General features: G+C 36.0%; 23 protein-coding genes. 1 reads left to right on the forward strand and 22 read right to left on the reverse strand.

What is annotated here, in order from left to right; all coding sequences use genetic code 11:
• Positions 1-53: 53 nt before the first annotated feature.
• The 13 genes from HMPREF3106_RS05650 to HMPREF3106_RS05710 form a co-directional block, all read right to left on the reverse strand.
• A complete protein-coding gene (locus HMPREF3106_RS05650) occupies positions 54-2450 on the reverse strand; it encodes a glycogen/starch/alpha-glucan phosphorylase (RefSeq protein ID WP_070444957.1) in 2397 nt (798 codons plus the stop codon).
• A gap of 18 nt (positions 2451-2468) precedes the next feature.
• Positions 2469-3887 (reverse strand): glycogen synthase GlgA, encoded by a 1419-nt coding sequence (gene glgA / locus HMPREF3106_RS05655; RefSeq protein ID WP_070437087.1) that lies wholly within the window; start codon positions 3885-3887, stop codon positions 2469-2471.
• Between the two features lie 126 nt (positions 3888-4013).
• Positions 4014-4487 carry a hypothetical protein gene (locus tag HMPREF3106_RS05660; protein WP_005605696.1) on the reverse strand — a complete coding sequence of 158 codons (474 nt, stop codon included), beginning with the start codon at positions 4485-4487 and terminating at the stop codon, positions 4014-4016.
• Positions 4488-4599: 112 nt separating this feature from the next.
• Positions 4600-5829 carry a CCA tRNA nucleotidyltransferase gene (locus HMPREF3106_RS05665; RefSeq protein WP_083278702.1) on the reverse strand — a complete coding sequence of 410 codons (1230 nt, stop codon included), beginning with the start codon at positions 5827-5829 and terminating at the stop codon, positions 4600-4602.
• A complete protein-coding gene (locus HMPREF3106_RS05670; protein WP_070437086.1) occupies positions 5822-6352 on the reverse strand; it encodes a YpiB family protein in 531 nt (176 codons plus the stop codon). Before HMPREF3106_RS05670 ends, HMPREF3106_RS05665 begins: the two co-directional genes overlap by 8 nt.
• 10 nt (positions 6353-6362) lie before the next feature.
• Complete coding sequence (locus HMPREF3106_RS05675) at positions 6363-7634, reverse strand: tetratricopeptide repeat protein (protein WP_070444960.1); 1272 nt, start codon at positions 7632-7634, stop codon at positions 6363-6365.
• A gap of 124 nt (positions 7635-7758) precedes the next feature.
• On the reverse strand, positions 7759-8037 hold the full coding sequence (locus HMPREF3106_RS05680) for an HU family DNA-binding protein (protein WP_005605703.1): 279 nt from the start codon (positions 8035-8037) through the stop codon (positions 7759-7761).
• Between the two features lie 161 nt (positions 8038-8198).
• A complete protein-coding gene (gene der, locus HMPREF3106_RS05685) occupies positions 8199-9512 on the reverse strand; it encodes a ribosome biogenesis GTPase Der (RefSeq protein WP_070444963.1) in 1314 nt (437 codons plus the stop codon).
• Positions 9513-9596: 84 nt separating this feature from the next.
• A complete protein-coding gene (gene rpsA / locus HMPREF3106_RS05690) occupies positions 9597-10790 on the reverse strand; it encodes a 30S ribosomal protein S1 (protein ID WP_049554466.1) in 1194 nt (397 codons plus the stop codon).
• A gap of 130 nt (positions 10791-10920) precedes the next feature.
• Positions 10921-11586 (reverse strand): (d)CMP kinase, encoded by a 666-nt coding sequence (cmk, locus tag HMPREF3106_RS05695; RefSeq protein ID WP_070444966.1) that lies wholly within the window; start codon positions 11584-11586, stop codon positions 10921-10923.
• 69 nt (positions 11587-11655) lie between these two features.
• Positions 11656-12228 carry an SAG1386/EF1546 family surface-associated protein gene (locus HMPREF3106_RS05700; protein ID WP_070444969.1) on the reverse strand — a complete coding sequence of 191 codons (573 nt, stop codon included), beginning with the start codon at positions 12226-12228 and terminating at the stop codon, positions 11656-11658.
• A gap of 135 nt (positions 12229-12363) precedes the next feature.
• Positions 12364-13737, reverse strand: a complete 1374-nt coding sequence (locus HMPREF3106_RS05705; protein ID WP_070444972.1) for a RecQ family ATP-dependent DNA helicase — start codon at positions 13735-13737, stop codon at positions 12364-12366.
• Position 13738: 1 nt separating this feature from the next.
• Complete coding sequence (locus HMPREF3106_RS05710; RefSeq protein ID WP_070444975.1) at positions 13739-14806, reverse strand: helix-turn-helix domain-containing protein; 1068 nt, start codon at positions 14804-14806, stop codon at positions 13739-13741.
• Between HMPREF3106_RS05710 and HMPREF3106_RS05715 the strand changes: the two genes are divergently transcribed.
• Entirely contained in the window at positions 14805-15059 is a 255-nt protein-coding gene (locus tag HMPREF3106_RS05715; protein ID WP_070437080.1) for a ferredoxin, read from the forward strand. The two genes, HMPREF3106_RS05710 and HMPREF3106_RS05715, sit on opposite strands and share 2 nt — an antisense overlap.
• A 64-nt stretch (positions 15060-15123) precedes the next feature.
• Here HMPREF3106_RS05715 and HMPREF3106_RS05720 read toward each other — a convergent pair whose 3' ends face one another.
• From HMPREF3106_RS05720 to HMPREF3106_RS05760, 9 genes are read right to left on the reverse strand one after another with little or no spacing between them, the layout of a single operon-like run.
• Positions 15124-15849, reverse strand: a complete 726-nt coding sequence (locus HMPREF3106_RS05720) for a pseudouridine synthase (RefSeq protein ID WP_070444978.1) — start codon at positions 15847-15849, stop codon at positions 15124-15126.
• Between the two features lie 8 nt (positions 15850-15857).
• A complete protein-coding gene (gene scpB, locus HMPREF3106_RS05725; RefSeq protein WP_048710093.1) occupies positions 15858-16478 on the reverse strand; it encodes an SMC-Scp complex subunit ScpB in 621 nt (206 codons plus the stop codon).
• The gene (locus tag HMPREF3106_RS05730; RefSeq protein WP_049554459.1) at positions 16471-17232 is read right to left on the reverse strand and encodes a segregation and condensation protein A; all 762 of its coding nucleotides are present in this window, start codon (positions 17230-17232) and stop codon (positions 16471-16473) included. The genes scpB and HMPREF3106_RS05730 overlap by 8 nt, the downstream gene beginning before the upstream one ends.
• Entirely contained in the window at positions 17220-17597 is a 378-nt protein-coding gene (locus HMPREF3106_RS05735; RefSeq protein WP_049554458.1) for a GNAT family N-acetyltransferase, read from the reverse strand. The genes HMPREF3106_RS05730 and HMPREF3106_RS05735 overlap by 13 nt, the downstream gene beginning before the upstream one ends.
• A gap of 26 nt (positions 17598-17623) precedes the next feature.
• On the reverse strand, positions 17624-18439 hold the full coding sequence (locus HMPREF3106_RS05740) for a purine-nucleoside phosphorylase (RefSeq protein ID WP_049554457.1): 816 nt from the start codon (positions 18437-18439) through the stop codon (positions 17624-17626).
• Between the two features lie 19 nt (positions 18440-18458).
• Positions 18459-19628 carry a phosphopentomutase gene (gene deoB / locus HMPREF3106_RS05745; RefSeq protein WP_148128790.1) on the reverse strand — a complete coding sequence of 390 codons (1170 nt, stop codon included), beginning with the start codon at positions 19626-19628 and terminating at the stop codon, positions 18459-18461.
• 23 nt (positions 19629-19651) lie between these two features.
• Positions 19652-20536 (reverse strand): site-specific tyrosine recombinase XerD, encoded by an 885-nt coding sequence (xerD, locus tag HMPREF3106_RS05750; protein WP_070437077.1) that lies wholly within the window; start codon positions 20534-20536, stop codon positions 19652-19654.
• 3 nt (positions 20537-20539) lie between these two features.
• On the reverse strand, positions 20540-20989 hold the full coding sequence (locus tag HMPREF3106_RS05755) for a Fur family transcriptional regulator (RefSeq protein WP_070437076.1): 450 nt from the start codon (positions 20987-20989) through the stop codon (positions 20540-20542).
• A gap of 18 nt (positions 20990-21007) precedes the next feature.
• A complete protein-coding gene (locus HMPREF3106_RS05760) occupies positions 21008-21871 on the reverse strand; it encodes a CvfB family protein (RefSeq protein ID WP_070437075.1) in 864 nt (287 codons plus the stop codon).
• Between the last annotated feature and the right edge of the window lie 167 nt (positions 21872-22038).

Here is a 22038-nt window from a genome sequence, read left to right on the forward strand (position 1 = left end):
GAAAATTTCCATCAACCCTAAAAATTATAGAACCGTGATAATCTTCTTTTTATTTAGCCTTCTACCTTTTTTATATGCCATATATCTTTCGCATACTCTTCCACAGAACGATCTGCTGAAAATATTCCAGCGTTTGCAATGTTTGCTAGACTCATCTTCATCCATTTATTGGAATCATTATAGGCTTTTTCAATACGTTCTTGTGCTTCAACATAGCTATCAAAATCTGCAAGACACATATAATGATCTTGAGTTAATAAATAATCCACGATGAAGTTGAAATTCATTCCACCAACCGTCATTGTACGGATGAAATCAAGAACTGTCTTAATCTTAGGTGAACGATTATAGTACTCCCATGGTTTATAACCTTGAGCATATAACGCTTCTACCTCTTCTGTTTCTAGCCCGAAAATCACGATATTGTCTTCTCCTACAGCTTCGTAGATTTCAACGTTCGCTCCGTCCATTGTACCAAGAGTCACTGCACCATTTAACATTAATTTCATATTACCTGTACCACTAGCTTCTTTACCTGCTTGAGAAATTTGTTCACTGACATCCGCAGCTGGCAAAATGATTTCTGCTAACGTTACTTTGTAGTCTGGAATAAATACTACCTTAATATACTCACGCACTAATTCATCACTTTCAACCATTTGAGAAATCGAGTGAATAAATTTAATAATGTTTTTCGCCATTTGATATCCTGAAGAAGCTTTCGCAGCAAAGATAAATGTGCGTGGTGTCGGACGTAATCCGCTGTATTTAATCTCATGGTAAAGATACACAATGTGCAAAGCATTTAATAATTGACGTTTGTATTCATGTAATCTCTTCACCTGTACGTCAAAGATTGAATGAGGATTTACTGAAATCGCAAGAGTTTCGCGAATATAGTCTGCTAACTGCTCTTTTTTCTTTAGTTTAATTTCTCTAAGTGCCTCTAAAACATTTTCGTCATCCTTATAGGCATTCAATTTAGAAATGCCAGAAAGATCTTTAATAAAATCATTTCCAATTAATTGTTCTAAATAAGAGGCTAGCTCCGGATTGGCTTGTCCTAACCAACGTCGATGAGCTATACCATTCGTCACATTTCCAAATTTCCCTGGATATAATTCGTTGAATGCTTTAAAAGTATCACGAACAAGAATATCACTATGCAGTTTTGATACCCCGTTTACATAATGACTACCCACAATTGAAAGATTTGCCATCTTAATCATATCGTCATAAATAATCGCTGTATCCCTTAAGGTATATTCTTTTCCTTGTTCTATTACCCATAAACAGAATCGTCTATTAATTTCTTCAATAATAGAATAAATACGAGGAAGAATTGGTTGGAATAATGAAACTGCCCATTTTTCCAAAGCTTCTGCCATAATCGTGTGGTTTGTATAAGCAAATGTTTTTGTCGTAATTTTCCATGCTTTGTCCCAATCATATCCATATTCATCCACTAATAAGCGCATTAATTCAGCAACACCCATAGCAGGATGGGTATCATTAATATGAAGCGCAACGTGTTCAGAAAAGTTTTCTAATGTACCAAATTCATGGTAATGGTTCTTCACTAATTGTTGTAATGAAGCACTAATAAAGAAGTATTGTTGTTTAATTCGTAACTCTTTACCCTCGTTAGTAACGTCGGCTGGATATAATAATTTAGAAATAGAAGACGCAATTGCTTCAGCCTCTGATGATTTAGTATATTCACCACGTTCAAACAGCTTCATGTTGAAGCCAGTTTTGGCTTTTGCTTCCCATAGACGTAGTGTATTTACTGCAGAAGCGTCATATCCTGAAATCAATAAATCATAAGGTTCTGCTTGGATAGAGGTGTAATTTTTATGGATTACTTTTAAACCCGTATCTGTCATCACTTGTTCTAATTCCCCATAGAAACGGACCTCTACTTCTTCATCATGACGGTAAACTAGACCATACTTTCCTAAATCTAACCATTGATCTGGAAACTCTTGTTGCCAACCATTAGTAATAACTTGCTTAAAGATACCATATTCATAGAGAATAGAGAATCCTGTTACTGGATACTCATTACTTGTTAATGCATCTAAATAACAAGCAGCAAGTCTTCCAAGACCACCATTTCCAAGTCCTGGGTCTGGTTCCATATTATAGATTTCATTTAATGAAAAGTTATTTTCTTTCAAATAATCTTTTGCTTCTGATTCAAGTCCTAAATTAAACAAATTATTTCGCAAAGTACGGCCAACTAAAAATTCCATTGACATATAATAGGCACGTTTCTGACGAGTTTGTTTTAAAGTTTGTTCATAACTAAATTTCTTTTCCATTAAAATATCTCGAACAGATCTCATTAATGCTTCATAGACTTGACGCTTGCTTGCGTTCGAAATAGTGACCCCAAATTGATTTTTCAACGAATTATCAACACGACTTACTAAGCTCTTATCAACCATTTATTTTCCTCTTTCTTATTACAGCACTTCATGATACAACGACAAATATTGTTTAGCAGATTTTTCCCAGCTAACATCTTTATTGAGATTATTTTGGATAATTTGATTCCATTCACCAGGTGATTGATAGAAACAAGTTACTGCACGATAAATTGCATCCATCATATCTCCCGATTGGAAACTTTCAAACGTGAATCCATTTCCTTCTACTCCAGTAAAAGGAATTACGGTGTCTCGCAATCCACCTACACGATGTACCACAGGGACTGTACCATATCTCATTGAGATTAATTGTGACAAACCACAAGGCTCGGTTTTAGAAGGCATTAGGAAAATATCGCTGGAAGCATATATTTTTGCGGACATTTCATTAGAAAATAGAAGAATGCTGCGAACTCGATCATGGCGATAATTTTCTAGAGAACGTAAAGCACTTTCATAATGAGCATCTCCGGTTCCTAACACAACTAACTGTGCTCCAGTTCTTAAAATATCCTCGCTAGCCTGTAATAGCAAATCAATTCCTTTTTGATGAGTTAATCTTGTTACCATACCAATTAATGGAATATCCTCGCTTACTTCTAATCCTAACTCTTTTTGAAGTTCTAGCTTATTCTTTACTTTATCTTCAAAAGTATGAATATCATAGTTAATAGGAATAATCGGATCCGTTTTAGGATTAAATTTTTCAATATCAATCCCGTTTAAAATCCCTTTTAATTTTCCTTGTTCAACAATCAAAATTTTATCTAATCCGTATGAAAAATAAGGATCTAAAATCTCACGAGCATAGGTTTCGCTAACAGTATTGATACGATCTGCGAGTTGAATAGCACCTTTTAATAAATTTAAATCACCATTATAAATTAACGCATCGAAATATTTATTATCTAGCCCAAATAGATTTCCCATTTCATACGGGTTAAATCGTCCTTGAAACTCAATATTATGAATCGAAAGAACGCTTTTCATATTTTTATAGAAATCTGCTTCTCTACTCTTCAACACATCTAAATAAATGACAGAAAGAGCCGTATGCCAATCGTTTACGTTAACAATGTCTGGTTTAAAGTCAACACCAGGTAAAATCTCAAGAGCAGCTTTGGAAAAGAAAGCAAATCTCTCACCGTCATCGGCTTGTCCATAAATACTCTCTCTCTTAAAGTACTGTTCATTATCAATAAAATAAAACGGAACGCCGTCAACTACAGTTTCAAATATTCCACAATATAAGTGTCTCCAACCTAAATCAACAAACTGATATCCACTATATTTTAATCCAAATCGTTCACGATCAATGCTAGAATATAGGGGCAATACTACTCGAGCATCTATTCCCAGTTCACGAAGCGCCTTCGGTAGAGAGCCAATAACATCTCCTAAACCTCCAACTTTCACGAAAGGAGCTGCCTCAGCTGCAATAAAACATACTTTCATACTCTCTCTCCTTTAAATTATTCTGGCTTCATTATACCTTTAAAATCTGAAAAGAACTAGCCTCTTATATAAAAATTTTAATATAAAAAAGTCTAAGACAAAATAGTCTTAGACTTTCTAAATTCATTAAATTTCAGGATAGATATCTTCTACAGATTTTTCAGGATCAATTACAATAAATAAGTTTCCGTGAGATCCAATAGCTGAACTTTGGAATTTGTTGTCATTTCCATCTTCATCTACAGGGCTGTATGGGAAATAAACGCGGTCAGTTTCAACAACTACGTCTGATTTTGGATGATTTCCATCTAAATATAAAATATCCATTAATTCAATATCGCTATATTTTTTAACACGTTCGAACATACCTAATTCTAATCCACCTAAGTTAATGTCTTCAGACATTACGTGGTCAGCTTCTGGTAAGATTTCAATACGTAATGATTCACATGGGTGAATTTCTTGGAATTCTCCACCGTTAATACGTCCAAATGAAGTTGTAACTTTTTTAATCCATAAGTCACCAATCAAACGGCGATTAATCGTCCATGTTTCTCCATTTCTAAATACAAATCGTAAACCTGACATAACCTTTTTCATATAGGGTCACTCCTTAAAATATTATTGCTTACAAGATTAATTTTACCATTGAAACGCCTTTCATTCAAGACTTAATACTAATAAATGAAAAAATGAAATTGATTTCATAGCATTAATTTTCGAGAAAATGGTTCCTTATCCAATCAACAATTTCATGGTTTTCATTTTTTAATTCATCAGATAATATGGCCTTCTCAACTGCTTGAAGAACTTTCCCTATCTTTGGCCCCATTTTTTCAAGCTTTAATGCTTCTTTTACACCAAATCCATCTATCTGAATATCTTGCATAGAATGAATAGGTAAAGTTATATACACTTGAGTTAAGATATTATGATTTTCAGTTCTACCAAGTCCAGGGAGTAATCCTTCAATTTCAATAGCAATCCTTTCTGAACATTCGTATGCCATGAATGAATCCCACTCTTTATCTAAACGCTTAAGAAACGTTTGATATCCTATCAACGTCTCAGAAATTTGCTCATTTGAAGATTTCCAATTTTTTAATACTTTTTTTAGCTCGGAAGCACTTAATTGATTATAATACGCAAATAAAACCCACGCTTGAAGAATCGACATAGAATTCACTGGAAACTCTCCAATTTTTTTCAATGTTTCTCTAGAATTTGCAAAATCCGGACATGATTGATACAAATCTGATTCGATAAATGCAAGAAACGCATTGTTACGATGCAAACTAACAATCATTTTCTCAAATTCTACCTTCATTCGCTCCACCGCAACACGTTCTAAATTACTTTTCAGAACACGAATGGCATTAAACGTCTTCGATTCTATTGTAAAACCTAATTGACCTGCAAATCGTATAGCTCTCATCATTCGAAGCGCATCCTCATTAAAACGCTCCATAGGATTTCCAACACATCGAATGATAGAGTTTTCCAAGTCTTTAAGCCCATCAAAGTAATCGACAATTTCTTCTTGATCATTAATAGCTAATGCATTAATGGTAAAGTCCCGTCTCATTAAATCTTCTTCAAGACTTCTAACAAAGGTAACAGAATCCGGATGTCTAAAATCTTGATAAGTCCCTTCCGTTCTAAAGGTGGTAACCTCATAACTATCTTGATGATAAATGACTAGTACTGTACCATGTTCAATACCTACATCTACCGTATGGGAAAATAAAGATTTCACTTCTTCAGGTGTGGCACTTGTTGCTATATCTACATCAGAAATCTCTTTACCCAATACTAAATCTCGAACGGACCCTCCAACAAATACTGCTTCATGTCCAGCCTTCTTTAAGGTTTGTAAAACAGGTAAAGCTGCAACAAAAAGTGGAACCGATAGAATGTCAATTTTTCGATTAAATTTATTCATTTTCTAACTCCTTTAATCGATTTGTTAATTGCATAAAGAGTTCTGAGTCCATTTTTTCAAGTGCTTCATTGATTTCTAGTTTTAACTGCGAGATTTGAACTTCCTTTTGAATGGTTTGTAGTTCTTCTGTTACAGAATCTATTTCATCAAGTTCTGAAATGAAATACGGATTCTTTTCTAACACACCAAAACTTACCATACTTTTGTATGCATTTGGAAAATCAAGTTCAACGAAACAATCTTCTTTCCAATGAAGACGCATATCATGAAAAGCAACTTCTGGATTATCAAAAGAGGTCCCTTCTTTAAAAAATAAGAAGGATTCTTGAGCAGGTTTAATCGTTGAAAACAACATTCCTTTTGGAGTTGATTCTACATGTTCAACAAAATGAATTTGTTTCAATAATAATTCATGGTTTAAAAGATAATTCAAAATCCAAAGGGATTCTCTTCTTTTTAAAGAATGGTTCGAAATAAACCACGAAATAAACTTTTTCTTGGTTTCTAAACTTGGGTTAAACATTATACCACTCCTATTCTTCAAAAATAAATGAATAACGAATAAACTCTGGATTAAACGGATCTAATTTCAAAGCTTCTTGTAAAGCTACTTTTGCTTGTTCCTTTCTTCCTTCTTCAATCATAAATCGAATGTAATCTTCATAGAATTCTAAGGAACTTTCACCTGCTTCATAAGCTTTTTGATAGTTCGTAAATGCTTCACTGTACTCTTCCATTGCTTCATAAGTTTTCGCAAACAAGTAAAGAATAACAGCATCTTCTTTTGTTTCTAGGCTCTCTAGAAATGCAATACTTTCCTCATATTCTTCTTCCTCATTCAAAGCTTCAACATAGCTTGTCACATTGAGAATTGAATCATTATTTAAGTTTACGGCTTCTTTTAATTCAAGTAATCCTTCCTGTTGATTTCCTGTTGCAATTTCAATTTGTCCAAGAATACGATGTGCTTCATCGTTCAATTCATCAAAAGCAATCCATTTCTTAGCATAGGATTTTGCTTCCTCATCACGTTTTAAGATTAAGAGACATTGAATTACGTTTAGTGTCACTTCACTATTTTCAGGTTCACGTTCTAGAAGTTCCATATAGTACTCGAGAGATTTTTCGTAGTTGCCCTCAATAGACTCATACGAAGCCATTTGAGTGAGTAAATCACTTGATAGCCCGTCAATACTCTCTTCCCCAATAAATTGCTCTAAGGGCTCTTTATTTCCCATTCTCAAAGTTGCTTCAACGTACAATTCTTGTGCACGTTCCTCTTCCCCAGTTTCCTCTGGATTTTGCTTTAAGAAACGCTCTAAGAAAAAGGCGCTACGTTCGAAACTACCCGCTTCAAATAATAATGTTCCTAAGTAGAAATCAATGATAGCTTCATCCGGTTCCAAATCTTTTGCTTTTAAGAGTTTTTTCTCTGCTAAATCAAAGTCCCCTTCTTCACGATATGCTTCTGATTGTACCACCAATACACTTGGATAGTCTGGATCTGTTTCTGGAATATCATACAGAATCGATAACGCTTGGTCTGTTTCACCTTCAGCAACTAAAATTTCAGCTAGTAAAATCGTCCAAATCGCTTCATCTGGTTCAACTTCTGTAAGTCGTAACAAAGCCCTTTTTGCTTCTTCATAGAACCCGATGGATACAGAATATGTTGCCAAGTCCGCCATCTCTTGAAGGTCATTTTCTGGGTCAAAATGATCAAAAAATCGATGATAAGATTCATATACTTTTTCAATATCTTGTTCTTCTAAAGCTTGTTGTATGTCTTTAATTACTGTAGTCATAAATTCTCCTTGATATAATAAAAACTATTAATAAATATGTATATAATAAAAAATGGCATTATATAGAGATATCTCTAATATAACACCATTTAAAACTTCTTGCTAAGAAAATAGTTCAATTGAATTATTTTTTAACTGCATCTTTAAGAGCTTTACCAGCTTTGAATGCTGGAACTTTAGAAGCTTTGATTTTAATTTCTTTACCTGTTTGAGGGTTACGTCCTTTACGAGCAGCGCGTTCGCGAACTTCAAAGTTACCAAATCCGATAACTTGAACTTTTTCACCTGCTTTTAAAGCCTCTTGAATTGTTTCGAATAAAGCTTCAACTGTTGCTGAAACATCTTTCTTTGTTAATTGCGTTTTTTTAGCAACGCGATCTACTAATTCTGCTTTGTTAGCCATTTTAGTTTCACCTCCATCAAATAAGAATTTCTATCAGATTTTGTTGAGTGGTCCAACTAATCTGGAAATCTAAATAGTTTTGATTTCTTCTAAAGTATAACATTCTAAGAGAATAGTTTCAATGGTTTATATCGTCTTTTATAAGATAGATATGATTTTTTTTACTTTCTTTGACGGGTAATCATATGTATTGGAGTCCCTTCAAAACCGAAAGCAGAACGAATTCTATTTTCTAAGAACCGCTCGTATGAAAAATGCATCAATTCTACATCGTTAACAAAAGTAACAAACGTAGGTGGTTGAATCGCTACTTGTGTCATATAGTAAATTTTCAATCTGTTTCCTTTATCCGTTGGAGTTGGGTTCATGGCAATAGCATCCATCAATACATCGTTCAGCACTGAAGATGAAATTCGACGTGAACGAACTTCATGAATCTCTTTTAGAATTGGTGGGATTTTTGAGAGACGTTGTTTCGTTTTTGCAGATACAAAGATAATCGGAGCGTATGATAAATATAGGAATTCTTGACGAATCTTGTCCTCAAACTCTTTATACGTTGAATTATCTTTTTCAAGAGTATCCCATTTATTCACTAAAATAACGACACCTTTACCGGCTTCATGAGCGTATCCAGCAATCTTCTTATCTTGTTCTTGAATTCCTTCTTCGGCATTCAAGACCACACAAACAATATCGCTTCGTTCAATCGCTCTTAAGGCACGAAGAACACTATATTTTTCAGTGGATTCAAAGACACGACCTTTCTTACGAATACCGGCAGTATCAATCATCTTGAAGACAGTACCTTCTTCGTCTTCGAAAGTTGTATCGATGGCATCACGTGTCGTTCCTGCAACATTCGATACAATTACACGTTCTTCACCAAGCATCGCATTCACTAAACTCGATTTCCCTACGTTTGGACGTCCGATGAAACTAAACTTGATTACATCTTTATCCTCTTCGTCTCCTTTATCTTCAGGGAAAGCTTTAACAGCTGCATCTAATAAATCACCAAGACCTAAACCATGACTTCCTGAGATTGGAAATGGCTCGCCGCATCCTAACGCATAGAAATCAAAAATTTCTGAACGTAATTCTGGGTTATCCACTTTATTAACAGCAAGTAAAACTGGTTTATTTGTACGATAGAGTAATTTTGCAATGTGTTCGTCAGTCGTTGTCACGCCCTCTTTCACACTTGTAAGGAAGATAATCACATCTGCTTCTTCCATCGCAATCTCTGCTTGCATACGGATATTTGACATAAACGGTTCATCCGTAATATCAATTCCACCTGTATCAATAATATTAAATGAGTGACCTAACCACTCACCTTCAGAATAGATACGGTCACGAGTGACACCGGCAATATCTTCTACGATAGAGATACGTTCACCGACAATACGGTTAAAAATTGTAGACTTCCCAACATTTGGTCTTCCTACAACGGCAATAACTGGTGTTGACATACTATTCCTCCTTTTTCTCTAATTCTATCATAAAAATAGTCTGGAACCAGTCCAGACTATTTCCACTTAACTTTTATATGAATGTTATTCTTCAACTTTAAGTTCAGAAAGTTGATCACCTAAACGATCTGCTAAAGAGAATGAAACATCTTCTTCAGGTAATTCGTAGGTTTCTTCAACCACTTCTTCAACTTCTTCTTTTTCAGGTTTTGGAGCTTCTTGTAAAGCTTTAATACTTAAAGAAATACGTTGTTGTTCTGGATGAACTTCAAGAACTTTCACTTGAACCTCTTGACCTTCTTTAAGAACTTCGTGTGGTGTTGCAATATGTTGGTGAGCGATTTGAGAGATGTGAACTAACCCTTCTACTCCAGGGAATAATTCAACGAATGCTCCGAAAGTAGTTAGACGTTTTACTAAACCATCTAATACTGAACCAACTGCAGCACGTTCTTCAATGTTATCCCATGGTCCTGCTAATGTATCTTTGATTGATAATGATACACGTCCGCTTTCAGGATCTACAGAAATAACTTTTGCTTGAACTTCTTGGCCAACTTCTAATTTGTCGCTTGCTTTTGCAACATGTTCGTGAGAGATTTGTGAAATATGAACTAATCCGTCCACTCCACCTAAGTCGATAAACGCACCGAAGTTTGTTAATCGAGCAACTTTACCAGTCACTACAGAACCTTCTTGAATTGATTCAAATACAGCTGCACGCTTAGCTGCTTTTTCAGCTGCAACTAAGTTTTTACGTGATAAGATTAAACGATTTTCGCTTGGTTCGATTTCAACGATTTCAAAAGCTAATGTTTGGCCTTTGAATTGAGCTAAGTTATCAACATAGTGGTCTGATACCATAGAAGCTGGTACGAAAGCACGAACTCCTGCATCTACTACTAAACCACCTTTAACAGCATCCACAACTGGAGCTTCGATAATTTCTTTATTATCAAATTTAGCTTGAATTTCTTCCCAAACTTTACGTGCATCTACACGTTTTTTAGAAAGTAAGAAACTTCCATTTTCTTTATCTTTGATTTGTTTGATGACTACTAAATCAACAACATCTCCTACTGATAAAACGTCTTCTACACGTTCCACTGGTGATGTTGATAATTCATTGAAAGGAATAACCCCTTCAACACCTCCACCGATAATTCCGACGATGGCTTGTTTATCTTGTAGAGTTAATACTTCACCTTGTACTAAATCTCCGATTTGAATATCTTTAACGATATCTAGCGCATCTTGCATTGTTTGTAATTCTGACATGTGACTTCCTCCTAGCGCGACAATTCATACGAACGCAAAGTTTACTTTTTGTGTAAAATCAAACTTTTTATCCATTTACAATCATACCACTAAATGAAAACGAATTCTAGTGTTTTTGTGTAAAATCTGGTTAATTCGTTAACTTTTCTTGGATAAGATTCGTGATTTTAGAAACAACTTCTTGAATTGATAGGCTTGTTGTATCGATTTCAATTGCATCATCCGCTTTTTTCAAAGGAGACTCTTTGCGAGTACTGTCTAAATAGTCACGGTGAGCAATTTCTTCTTCTAATTTTTCAAGAGATAATTCGATACCCTTCTCTTGGTTTTCTTTGAAACGGCGCAATGCACGTTCTTTAACTGAAGCTACTAAGAAAATTTTCAATTCAGCATTTGGAAGTACTACAGTTCCAATATCCCGCCCATCCATAATAATGGAGTGATTTTCGGCAATTTCCCTTTGCATTTGAACAAGTTTTGCTCTTACTGATTTAATCGCTGAAACTTCAGAGACATTTCTTGTGACTTCTAGATCACGAATTTCATGTGTAACATCTTGCCCATTTAAGAAAACGAGTTGGCCTTCATCCGTATTTCTAAAACTAATCACTAAATTCTCTAATAAATCTTTGATTGCTTCAGCATCCACTACTGCAATCTTATTTCTTAGAAAAGCCAATGTTGTTGCACGATACATCGCACCCGTATCTAAATATAGAAAATTCGTTTCTTTAGCAATCATTTTTGAAATCGTACTTTTTCCAGATGAAGCTGGTCCATCAATTGCAACTTGCATTCTATTCTTCCTTTCAAAAAGAAAGTCTGAAACGTCTTGCGTCTCAGACTTCTAAAAATTAACTAATCATTATTGTTTAACTTTTAAAGTAGTTCCAGGAGCTATATTATCCCCTGATAAACCATTAATTTGTTTTAATGTAGCAACATCCATTCCGTGATTTACAGCAATACGGTATAAGGTATCTCCTTGTTTAACTACATATGTTCCGTAATTTCCATTTTGTTGCGCTGCTGTTGTAGGCGTTTGTTGTGTTGTTTCAGCCTGTCTAGGAGCAGTCGTAGTTGCTTCAGGAGCTGTTGTTGTTGCTTCTTGTTTTGTAGTTGGTGCAACTGTTGTTTCTGGTGCTACTGTCGTTGTTTCAACCGTTTTAGTAAGCATAACATCATCAGCAGTTCTAGGTTTCACTTGATTACTATTATTACTAATCGAGAACCACATCATGAATAATACTGGTGCAACAATTACAATTAGGAATACAAATAATAGTACATTTGATAAAGGAGCTACTGCTTTCCCTCCAGAATTTCTTGCACTACGAGAAAATTGACGGTTTTTTAAGTTTTCATCTTCACCAAATTTTCTTTCCCATGGTTGTTCTTCATTTTTATTTAAGTCATCATTATTAAAGTTATCACTCATCAAAAATCCTCCTAATTTGACCCAATACAATCCTCAGTCAATTCACTAAACAATATAGCATATTTATGTGCTTAGGTGCAAACTTTTACTTTAGCTCTATTGTAGCATAAAATAATTAAAAATCACTCTATTTAATCAGAGATTAAATAATTTTTTAAAGCTCTCTTCAAAGGAATTTTTTGAATTTTCCACTTCATTCCACTTAGAAGTAATCTCCATTAAAAATAAATCAAGATGCCTACAACTACTACACTTCCCACACGAATCTTTCCTTTTTTCTCCGAAAAACTGAGCTAGATATAGTTCTTTGCACAAGGTCGTTGTCGCAAATTCTTCAATCCGCTCTGCTTGCTTTAATTTACGCTCTCGCTGTTTTTTTATGAATAAACTCGTTTGATCATTATTCCAACGAAACGCATTCACTATCTCTTTGATATTTTGATGAAGTTCCGTCTCTTCCTCGGCATCTACTTCATAGGAGCGTTCAATCTTACGTCTCATTTGGGGAAAATCGTCTGAATGAACCAAGGCAATACAACGACTAAATTGCAAGTCTCTACCCGCACGACCAATCTGTTGCACATAATCTTCAAGTGTCTGTGGAAGTTGATAATGGATAATCGTACGAATATTTGACTGATTAATCCCCATTCCAAAAGCACTTGTCGCTAATAAAATATTGAGTTCGCCTCTAAGGAATTTTTGCTGAATCGTTTGACGGTCGCTACTATGTCTTTTAGAGTGAAACGTATCAATTTTTGTAAATCCTTCCTCTTGGAGTGATTCTTTTAACCCTTCAATCTCTTTAATCGTTGATGCATACACGATACAAGGATATTCCACACGCTTCAACAATTCAGAAAGCATCTTGCTACGAAGACCTTCAACCGAAATAACATCAATTTCACGATTCTTCAAGAAGGCATGTCCTTGGAAATAAGTCGTCTCCTTTTTATTTAATCCTAAAAATGTATAAATATCATGAATGACTTGAGTCGTCGCTGTCGCAGTTAGCGCTAACGTTCGAGGACTTCCTAAACTTTTTCTCATCTTACCAATAAATAGGTAATCGCTTCTAAAGTCATACCCCCACTGCGATATACAATGCGCCTCATCGACAACGAGTAATCCAATTTCAAGTTTTGATAATTGCTTAAAGAATCTTGGCGCTTGCAGCATTTCTGGAGAAACAAAAATAAATTGATACTCATTTAACGTACTTAAAATATAATTTTTCTCTGCTTCAGTCATAAGGGAAGTAATGGCCACGGCTTTATGAATCCCCATCTGTTTTAAACTAGCCACTTGATCAACCATTAAGGCAATCAGTGGCGAAACGATGACTACTCTGCATTTATCCTTTATTCCAATATATTGATAGATAAATGATTTTCCATTTCCTGTTGGTAAAATCGCAATCGCATCATGCCCTTCCTCAAGAGCGCTGATAACTTCCTGTTGTCCTTCTCTAAACGCATCATATCCGAATCGATTCAATATTGGATCCATGTCATTCACGCTCCTTTAAGGCTTTAATTTGATAGTATCTGAATAAGAAGAAATCCATTTTCTTCCCTTCTGCTTCAAATTGGTCTTTAGCTTCTTTATACCTAGGATATTGTCCATTTTCAAAGAGGGATTTATATGCCACGGAAGCTTTCGTTTCTTCAACACGTTCATATAATGCCTCTTTTGTAAGTAACACATACTTTAAGAGATGGTCATTAATCGTGCTCTCTTTGAGTTTACGAAGACGTGCAATCTCCGTTCGTTTTAATCCTTTTTCAAATAGACGAACTGTTTCTTGAACAGAACTCGTTTCATGAGAAATCCATTCAAACATTTTAGAAAACCATCCATAAGCAATTGGAGAATTTTCAGGTTCCTCAAAGACATCACTCACCCATTTCATAAAGACTAATCTCGAAAGAGGTTCACAGTCTTCAACCGTGGTGAATCCCCATAACGAAACAAGCTCATTTTCTAGAGCCGCCGTCGACTTAGCTCCATTAAAAAGCCCTACCCAATGTCCTTTCACAGATTCTTCTTGTTTCTCAGACCAAACCTTGAATTCATCCACAACACTACTAAACCAAGCTGGTGTAATGTTCTCTTTTTCTTCTTTATACCACCTCTTAAATAATTGCTGTAACCATACATTTTGAATTAAAGGACGATAGCTTGTTTCTTCGTAACGGTGATAACTAATCCATTCGACCCAAAGTCTTGTCACATCTCTTAATTGTGCAAACGAATATGGATGCATCAAATAATTGACAGCATGTCTTCCATTTGTCACAAGCGAAAATTCTGGAATCTCTTTCAGTAGCACTATGCCTGATTCATTTTCGCTAACTATTCCTTCACGGAAAAATCCATCTACTAATTGATGAAAGTACTCTTCTTTTAAATGAGGCAAGCTAGCAAAGAAGACTTCAGTTTTATCTTCTGTCACGCCAATTAAAGTCGACATGGTACGATTTCCCGTTAAAATACGATATAATCGATTTACAGGAACTACACCATACGACTTGATTGCATGTAATATCCAAATTTGATAAAAGGAGTACTGACTCATGGATAAAAAATCCTCTCTTTCAAAAATTTATACAAAAGTTGATTGCGACTCATGTATCGCCTGTGGAATCTGTCAACTACGTGCTCCTGAAATCTTCGAGTACGATGCGGAAGGGATTGCCTTTGTAATACAAGACAACAATACCGGAACAGTTCCACTACCAGAAGATACGCTGGAAAAGTTCAAAGATGCTTATACAGCCTGTCCAACTGGTGCCATTAAACGAAAAAACAGACCCTTTACAGAAGAATAAATAAACAAAACGGACTCACAACAGTATGAGTCCGTTTTTCTTTGTATGACTCCCTAATAGAAATCTATTTTTCGTCTAAAACGAGCTTTCTTAGTTTCTGTACTTCAAATGAGCGTAATTCACGATAGTCTCCAGGGCGTAAGTTTTCTAACGTTAAAAATCCAAACTCTTCACGTTTTAATTTCATAACAGGTAATTCCACTGCTTCAAACATACGCTTCACTTGATGATTCCATCCTTCGTGAATCGTTAAAGCGACAATCCCTGTTCCTTTATCTGTATCAACTGATAAAATTTGAGCTATTGCGTTTGACGTTTTCTTCCCATCTAAGACGATTCCACGTTCCAATTGACGCATTTGTCTTGGCGTTGGAACACCTTTAACCTTGGCGATATATTTTTTCTCCACGTGATACTTTGGATGCGTCATTAAGTTCGAAAACTCTCCGTCATTTGTTAATAAAAGAAGCCCTGTTGTATCATAGTCTAAACGGCCTACCGGATACACGCGTTGCTCTACATCTTTAAAATAATCCGTCACAACGGTTCTTCCTTTATCATCACTCGCACTTGAAAGCACACCTTTTGGTTTATAAAACATAAAGTACACAGGTTCTTCTTTATAAATTGGAATCCCGTCTACTTCAATTTTATCATTGGCACCTACTTTAAATCCAAGTTCTCTGACGATTTCACCGTTGACCTTCACACGGCCTTCTTGAATAAATGCCTCACATTTTCTGCGGGATGCCACACCAGCGTGTGCCATTACTTTTTGTAATCTTTCCACAAAAAAACCTACTCTTTCTCTTCTTCTACTTCATGATGTTCTTTAGAGCGCATTTCCAGCTCTTCAAATAAATCATGATTATCTCTAAATAATTGGTTCGCTTCTTCAGAGTCTAAATCGAATAAATCAGATGCATCTGGCAGTGCATCGAGCGATTCTAATCCAAAGTAATCCATGAAATAAGCTGTTGTCTTATACAATTTTGGACGACCAGGCGTCTCTAATCTTCCAGCCTCTTCGATTAAATCTCTTAGTAATAGTTTTTGAATCGAACCACTGCTTTGAACGCCACGAATCGATTCAATATCCACACGTGTGACAGGCTGCTTATACGCGATAATCGCTAACGTTTCTAAAGAGGCTTGAGACAATTGAGAAGAATATGGAGAAACCGCATATTTTTCGATATAGGATTTTAAACTAGCCTTTGTCACAAGTTTATAATGAGAAGCTGTGAGAAGAAGTTCTAGGCCACTATTTTCGTCCTCTAAGCGTTTCTTTAATTCATCTAGCAACTGACGAACCGCACTTCTTTCGAGTTCTAAAATATAGCTTGCTTCTTCTAATGTAATCCCATCATCTCCAGCAACAAATAGTAAGCCTTCTAATACTGAAATGTAATTAGTCACTCTCTTTCTCCTTTTCTTGTCTTTTCTCAATCAAAATATCCTCGTATGGAGAACTTTGAATAAAACGTACACGATGTTCACGAACGAGCTGTAACATCGCTAAAAATGTTGTTGTGATCGCATGTCTGTTGAACGCTGGGAAACATTCCTCGAATGGAACTTGTTTCTTATCTGTATGCTCGATTTTTGAAATAATCGAATCCATCAATTCCTCAACTGTATGCGTTTCATGTTGAATATTGGCCTTTAGCGGCATCTTAGCAATATTCTTACGCGCTAATTTCTTTAACGCATTCCATAAATCTTGAGTCGTCACTTCTCCTTCTTTTAAAGGAATAATTTCTTGCATAGAAGACAAGTCACTTGCTTCTTTCCCGAAGTGTAACCCCCTTAGGAAAGAAAGCTCCTCTAGCTTTTTGGCATTTTCTTTAATTTGTTGATATTCCAATAGTTGTTGGACTAGCTGATTACGAGGATCTTCTACGATTAGCTCCCCGTCTTCATCCAACTCTTCTAATTTTGGTTTTGGAAGAAGCATTCTTGCTTTGATTTCTAATAAGGTTGATGCCATTACTAAATATTCAGCTGCCACTTCCAACTCCAAAGTTTTCATAGAATGAATGAAGTTCAAATATTGCTTCGTTAATTCATTCATCGGAATATCGTAAATATCGATTTTCATCTCACGAATCAGATGCAAGAGGACATCCATCGGTCCTTCGTATTCAGCTACTTTAATTGTTAAATCTTCCATGGTTCCTCACTTACACGATGTTTATTCCATTTTGCGAGAATCACACTCGTCTCAATTGTTCCACTCAATACTTTATCTTCCATCTTTGCTAAATCTTCTAACATTTGGAATGTAATATTTTCCCCACGAAACGAAGGTGACACCGATAAGTATTTAATGATAACCGTGTCTGTTGTGCTTTCTCCTCCAATCAATCCAATAAAATTCTCACTGTCACTTTCTTTAAAAAGCCAGCATTTAATCGATGGATTCGTCGCGATTTCTTCAATTTCCTCTTGCAATCGTTTAAAGTCCTTGAATTCTGGGATATAGGATAATAATCCCATCACAATTTTTTTATTCGTTGCTGAATAAGGTACTAACAAATTCATTCCTCCTCGAGGTTCGTCTCTTAATATAAAACTAACACTTTACGAACCAATGATTTGAACACTTCTTTAACGCGTTGTGTTGTTTTTACCACTTCTTCGTGGTTTAAGTTTGCTTGCATTCCTGCAGCTAAATTTGTGATACATGAAATCCCAATCACCTTGATACCAGCATGGTTAGCTACGATAACTTCAGGAACTGTTGACATTCCTACCGCGTCCCCACCTACTGCTTGAGTGAAGCGGATTTCTGCTGGTGTTTCGTATGTTGGTCCAGAGTATCCCATGTATACTCCTTCTTTGATATTGATGTTTAATTCTTTAGCCGCTTTACGAACCACTTCTTGTCCGTATTCGTGGTAAGCATGGCTCATATCAGGGAAACGAGGTCCAAAGCGGTCATCGTTTGGTCCGATTAATGGGTTTGTACCAGTGTAGTTAATTTGATCTGTAATAATCATTAAGTCCCCTGGTTCAAATGTTGGGTTTGCACCACCAGCTGAGTTTGTAACGATAATTGTTGCAACATCTAATAATTTCATTAAACGAATTGGGAACGTTACTGTTTCCATATCGTAACCTTCATAGTAGTGGAAACGTCCATCCATGATAAGAACTTGTTTGCCTTCTAATTCACCGTATACAAGACGGCCAGCATGACCGACTACAGTTGATACTGGGAAGTTTGGAATATCTTTATAGTCAAAGATTAATGGGTTCTTCACTTCTCCAGCAAGTTCACCAAGCCCGGATCCTAAAATCATTCCGAAATCAATGTGACCAATGCCTTTTTCTTGTAAAAACGTTTTTGTTTCGACTAATTGTTCGTATTTGCTCATGTTGTTCCCTCTTTCTCTATTAGTTTAATTCTTTTAAGAAGCTTGTTCCGTTACCAGTTGATGCTACCCCAAAGTTTTCGCTGATTGTTTCTGCGATATCGCTGAAGTGCCCTTCTGGTAAGTGTGTTGGGTGTTTCAATGATTTGCTGATGGCTAACACAGGAATGTACTCACGAGTGTGGTCAGTTCCTTTGAATGTTGGATCGTTTCCGTGGTCAGCAGTGATAATGAGTAAATCATCTTCTTTCATGTTTTCTACGATTTCTGGAATACGAGCATCAAATGCTTCAAGCGCTTCACCGTATCCTTTTGTATTACGACGGTGTCCATAAACCGCGTCAAAGTCCACTAAGTTTAAGAAACTCATACCAGTGAAGTCTTTCTTCAATACTTCAACAAGTTTATCTACGCCATCCATGTTGTCTTTTGTACGAACGAATTCAGTGATTCCTTGTCCGTTAAAGATATCGTTAATTTTACCAATTGCAATGACATCAAAGCCATCTTTCTTCAAGAAGTCTAATGTTGTTTCGCCAAATGGGCTTAACGCATAGTCATGTCGGTTTGAAGTTCTTTGGAAGTTTCCAGGTTCACCTACATATGGACGTGCAATAATACGACCAATCATGTATGGATCGTCTTTTGTAATTTCACGTGCATATTCGCAAATACGATATAACTCTTCTAGCGGAATAATGTCTTCATGAGCAGCAATTTGCATTACTGGGTCAGCAGAAGTATAAACGATTAAATCGCCTGTTTCCATTTGGTGTTTACCGTAGTCATCAATAACCGCTGTTCCACTGTATGGTAAGTTACATACGATTCCTCTTCCTGAGAACTCAGAAATACGGTCTAATAATTCTTGTGGGAAACCATTAGGGAAAACACGGAAAGGAGTTTTAATATTTAAGCCCATTAATTCCCAGTGACCTGTCATTGTATCTTTACCAACAGAAACTTCTTCAAGTTTCGTATAGCTTCCTTCTGGATGTTCTACTGGTGGAACTGTTTTTAAAGGAGCGATATTCCCTAAACCATAACGTTGCATATTTGGCACATTTAGGCCTACAGTTTCTGAAATATGGCCTAAAGTATGTGAACCTGCATCATCAAATTTTGCAGCATCGGGTGCTTCTCCAATACCTACAGAGTCCATTACAATGACATGTATTCTTTTAAATTTCATAGATTCCATCTCCATTTTCTTTATTACGAACGAGGATGTGCTTGTTTGTAAATTTCCTTCATTCGTTCGTTTGTAATATGTGTATAAATTTGTGTCGTACTAATATCCGAGTGTCCGAGTAATTCTTGCACGATTCGAAGGTCGGCACCCGCTTCTAAAATATGTGTTGCAAAGGAATGGCGCAATGTATGCGGGCTCACTTCCTTTGTAATCATGGCTGTCTGGACAATCTTCTTTAAATTCTTCCAGAAACCTTGACGTGTAAACGGTCCACCTCTGTGATTCAAGAACAAGACATTCGATAACTTCTTCTCGTCTTCTAAAGCAGGCCGTGCATACTCTAAATAGTTTTGAATCCAGTTGGTTGCTTCTTGTCCAATCGGGATAATGCGTTGTTTATTCCCTTTCCCAATCGTTTGTAGGAATCCAAGCTCTAAATGTAAATCACTCAGTTCAATACTGATCAGTTCGCTTACACGCATCCCTGTTGCATATAAGAGTTCGAGCATCGCCTTATCTCTTAAGCCTAGAACCGTTGAGGTATCTGGTACCTCAAGCAACCGGTTCACTTCATCGATACTCAGCGCTTTTGGCAACTGCTTCTTCGGTTTTGGCGGATGAATTTGCTGTGTTGGGTCTCGCTCTACCATTCGCTCTTGCACGAGAAACTGGAAGAACTTCTTCAAGCAACTAATCATGCGACTTGTTGAACTAACAGCATATTCGTCTTTTTTTAATTTCTGTAGAAATAGTACCATTGTCGTATGGTCCACATCTTGAAGACGTGTCACCTTCTGTTCTTCTAAAAACTGAGAAAACTTCTCTAAGTCTCGTTTATAGCTGGAAACCGTATTATCGGATAAGCCTTGAACAGCAATACTATCCAGAAAGTAGTGTAATTCTTTCATCTTCTACCCTTCCTTTTGCTGGCAATTTTTGCAAATTCCATGGAAAGTCAGCCGATGATCCAACACCTGAAAATGAAACTGCTCTAACACTTTCTGTTCCACATCAATGAGAAGGTCCTCTTCCACCTCTTGAATTTGACCACATTTAACACATAATAAATGATGGGCAAAATGTCTGCTAACAGACTGCTTCAAGTGATAGCGACCAATACCATCATCAAATATATTTCTGGTAACTACCTCTAAATCCGTTAAAATTTCTAATGTTCGATAAACTGTTGCTAATCCAATATCTGGATATTTTTCTTTTACAAACATATAAATTTCTTCAGCTGTCAATAGTTCATTTAAATGTTCCAGAAGAATCTCAACTGTTGCCTGTCTTTGCAGGGTTAGTTTGAATCCTTCTTCTTGTAACTTCTTTTGAATCCCTTCAATAGAAATAGATGACAAGCGACTCGCCTCCACTCATTATTCTTCAATCAGATGAATAAATCCTTCTTCTTGTGTAATTCGTTTTGCTTTTAACAAGTTTCCAATGGCACGTTTAAATTGTCCTTTACTAATTCCAAAAATCTCTTTTATGACTTTAGGATCACTTTTATCCCAATATGGAAGTGTATGCGTTGGTCGATTCTTCAGCATCGCAATAATCATTTCCGCATCATCTCCAATAGCTTCATGTGCTCTAGGTCTCATTGATACATTAAGGACTCCATCAGGTCGTAAGCCAATCACACGAACAGAAATTTCTTCACCAAGTGTTGGTTCATACAATCGTTCTGAAGGATGCAAGAACAATTTATATCCTTCTGGCGTCATAATGGTAGTCCCAACCAGGCGCACTTGTGTCACAATTCCAGTTAAATCTTTATTCAACAGCCCTTTGTGACCACGAATCACTTTATCATTAAGTGCGTTTCCATCCCCCATCGTTGCCCATGTACGATCTTTTTTATCTTTTATCAATGTTACATATAAACGATTATTTTTCTTTGGCCATAACTCTTTCATACTTGGAAGTTCATCCAATGAAACTACCATATCTTTATCTTCTAAACCAATATCTACAAATACGCCTAAGTCTTTTCTGACTTGTGTCACACTTGCCCATCCATAACTTTCATTTGTTACTTCAGGAATATTCAGAGTAAAGACTTTTTTACGAGAAGAATTCTCATATAAGAATCCCGTTACAACATCACCAATTTTGAGTGATTCTGTAGCTTCGTTCTTTTTTAGACGAAATGTTTCTCCACTCTTTTGCACAAAAAAGTACTTTTCGTTTTCATCCGTGATAATGGCTTGAACAACAGTCGATAATTCACTTGTCATAACAAACCTCCTTCTTTTTACATTTGTCCTTTTATTTTACCACAAAATAGGGCTTACAGTCATTTTTATCCTGTAAATTGGGCCTTTTTCTTAAAGGATACGCATGAATCTTTGAAGCACTTACACTTACGCTCTCGATTTTATAAAAAAAAGGCTTGAACAAACCT

Source organism: Granulicatella sp. HMSC31F03, from assembly GCF_001807725.1.
GTDB lineage: Bacteria > Bacillota > Bacilli > Lactobacillales > Aerococcaceae > Granulicatella > Granulicatella adiacens.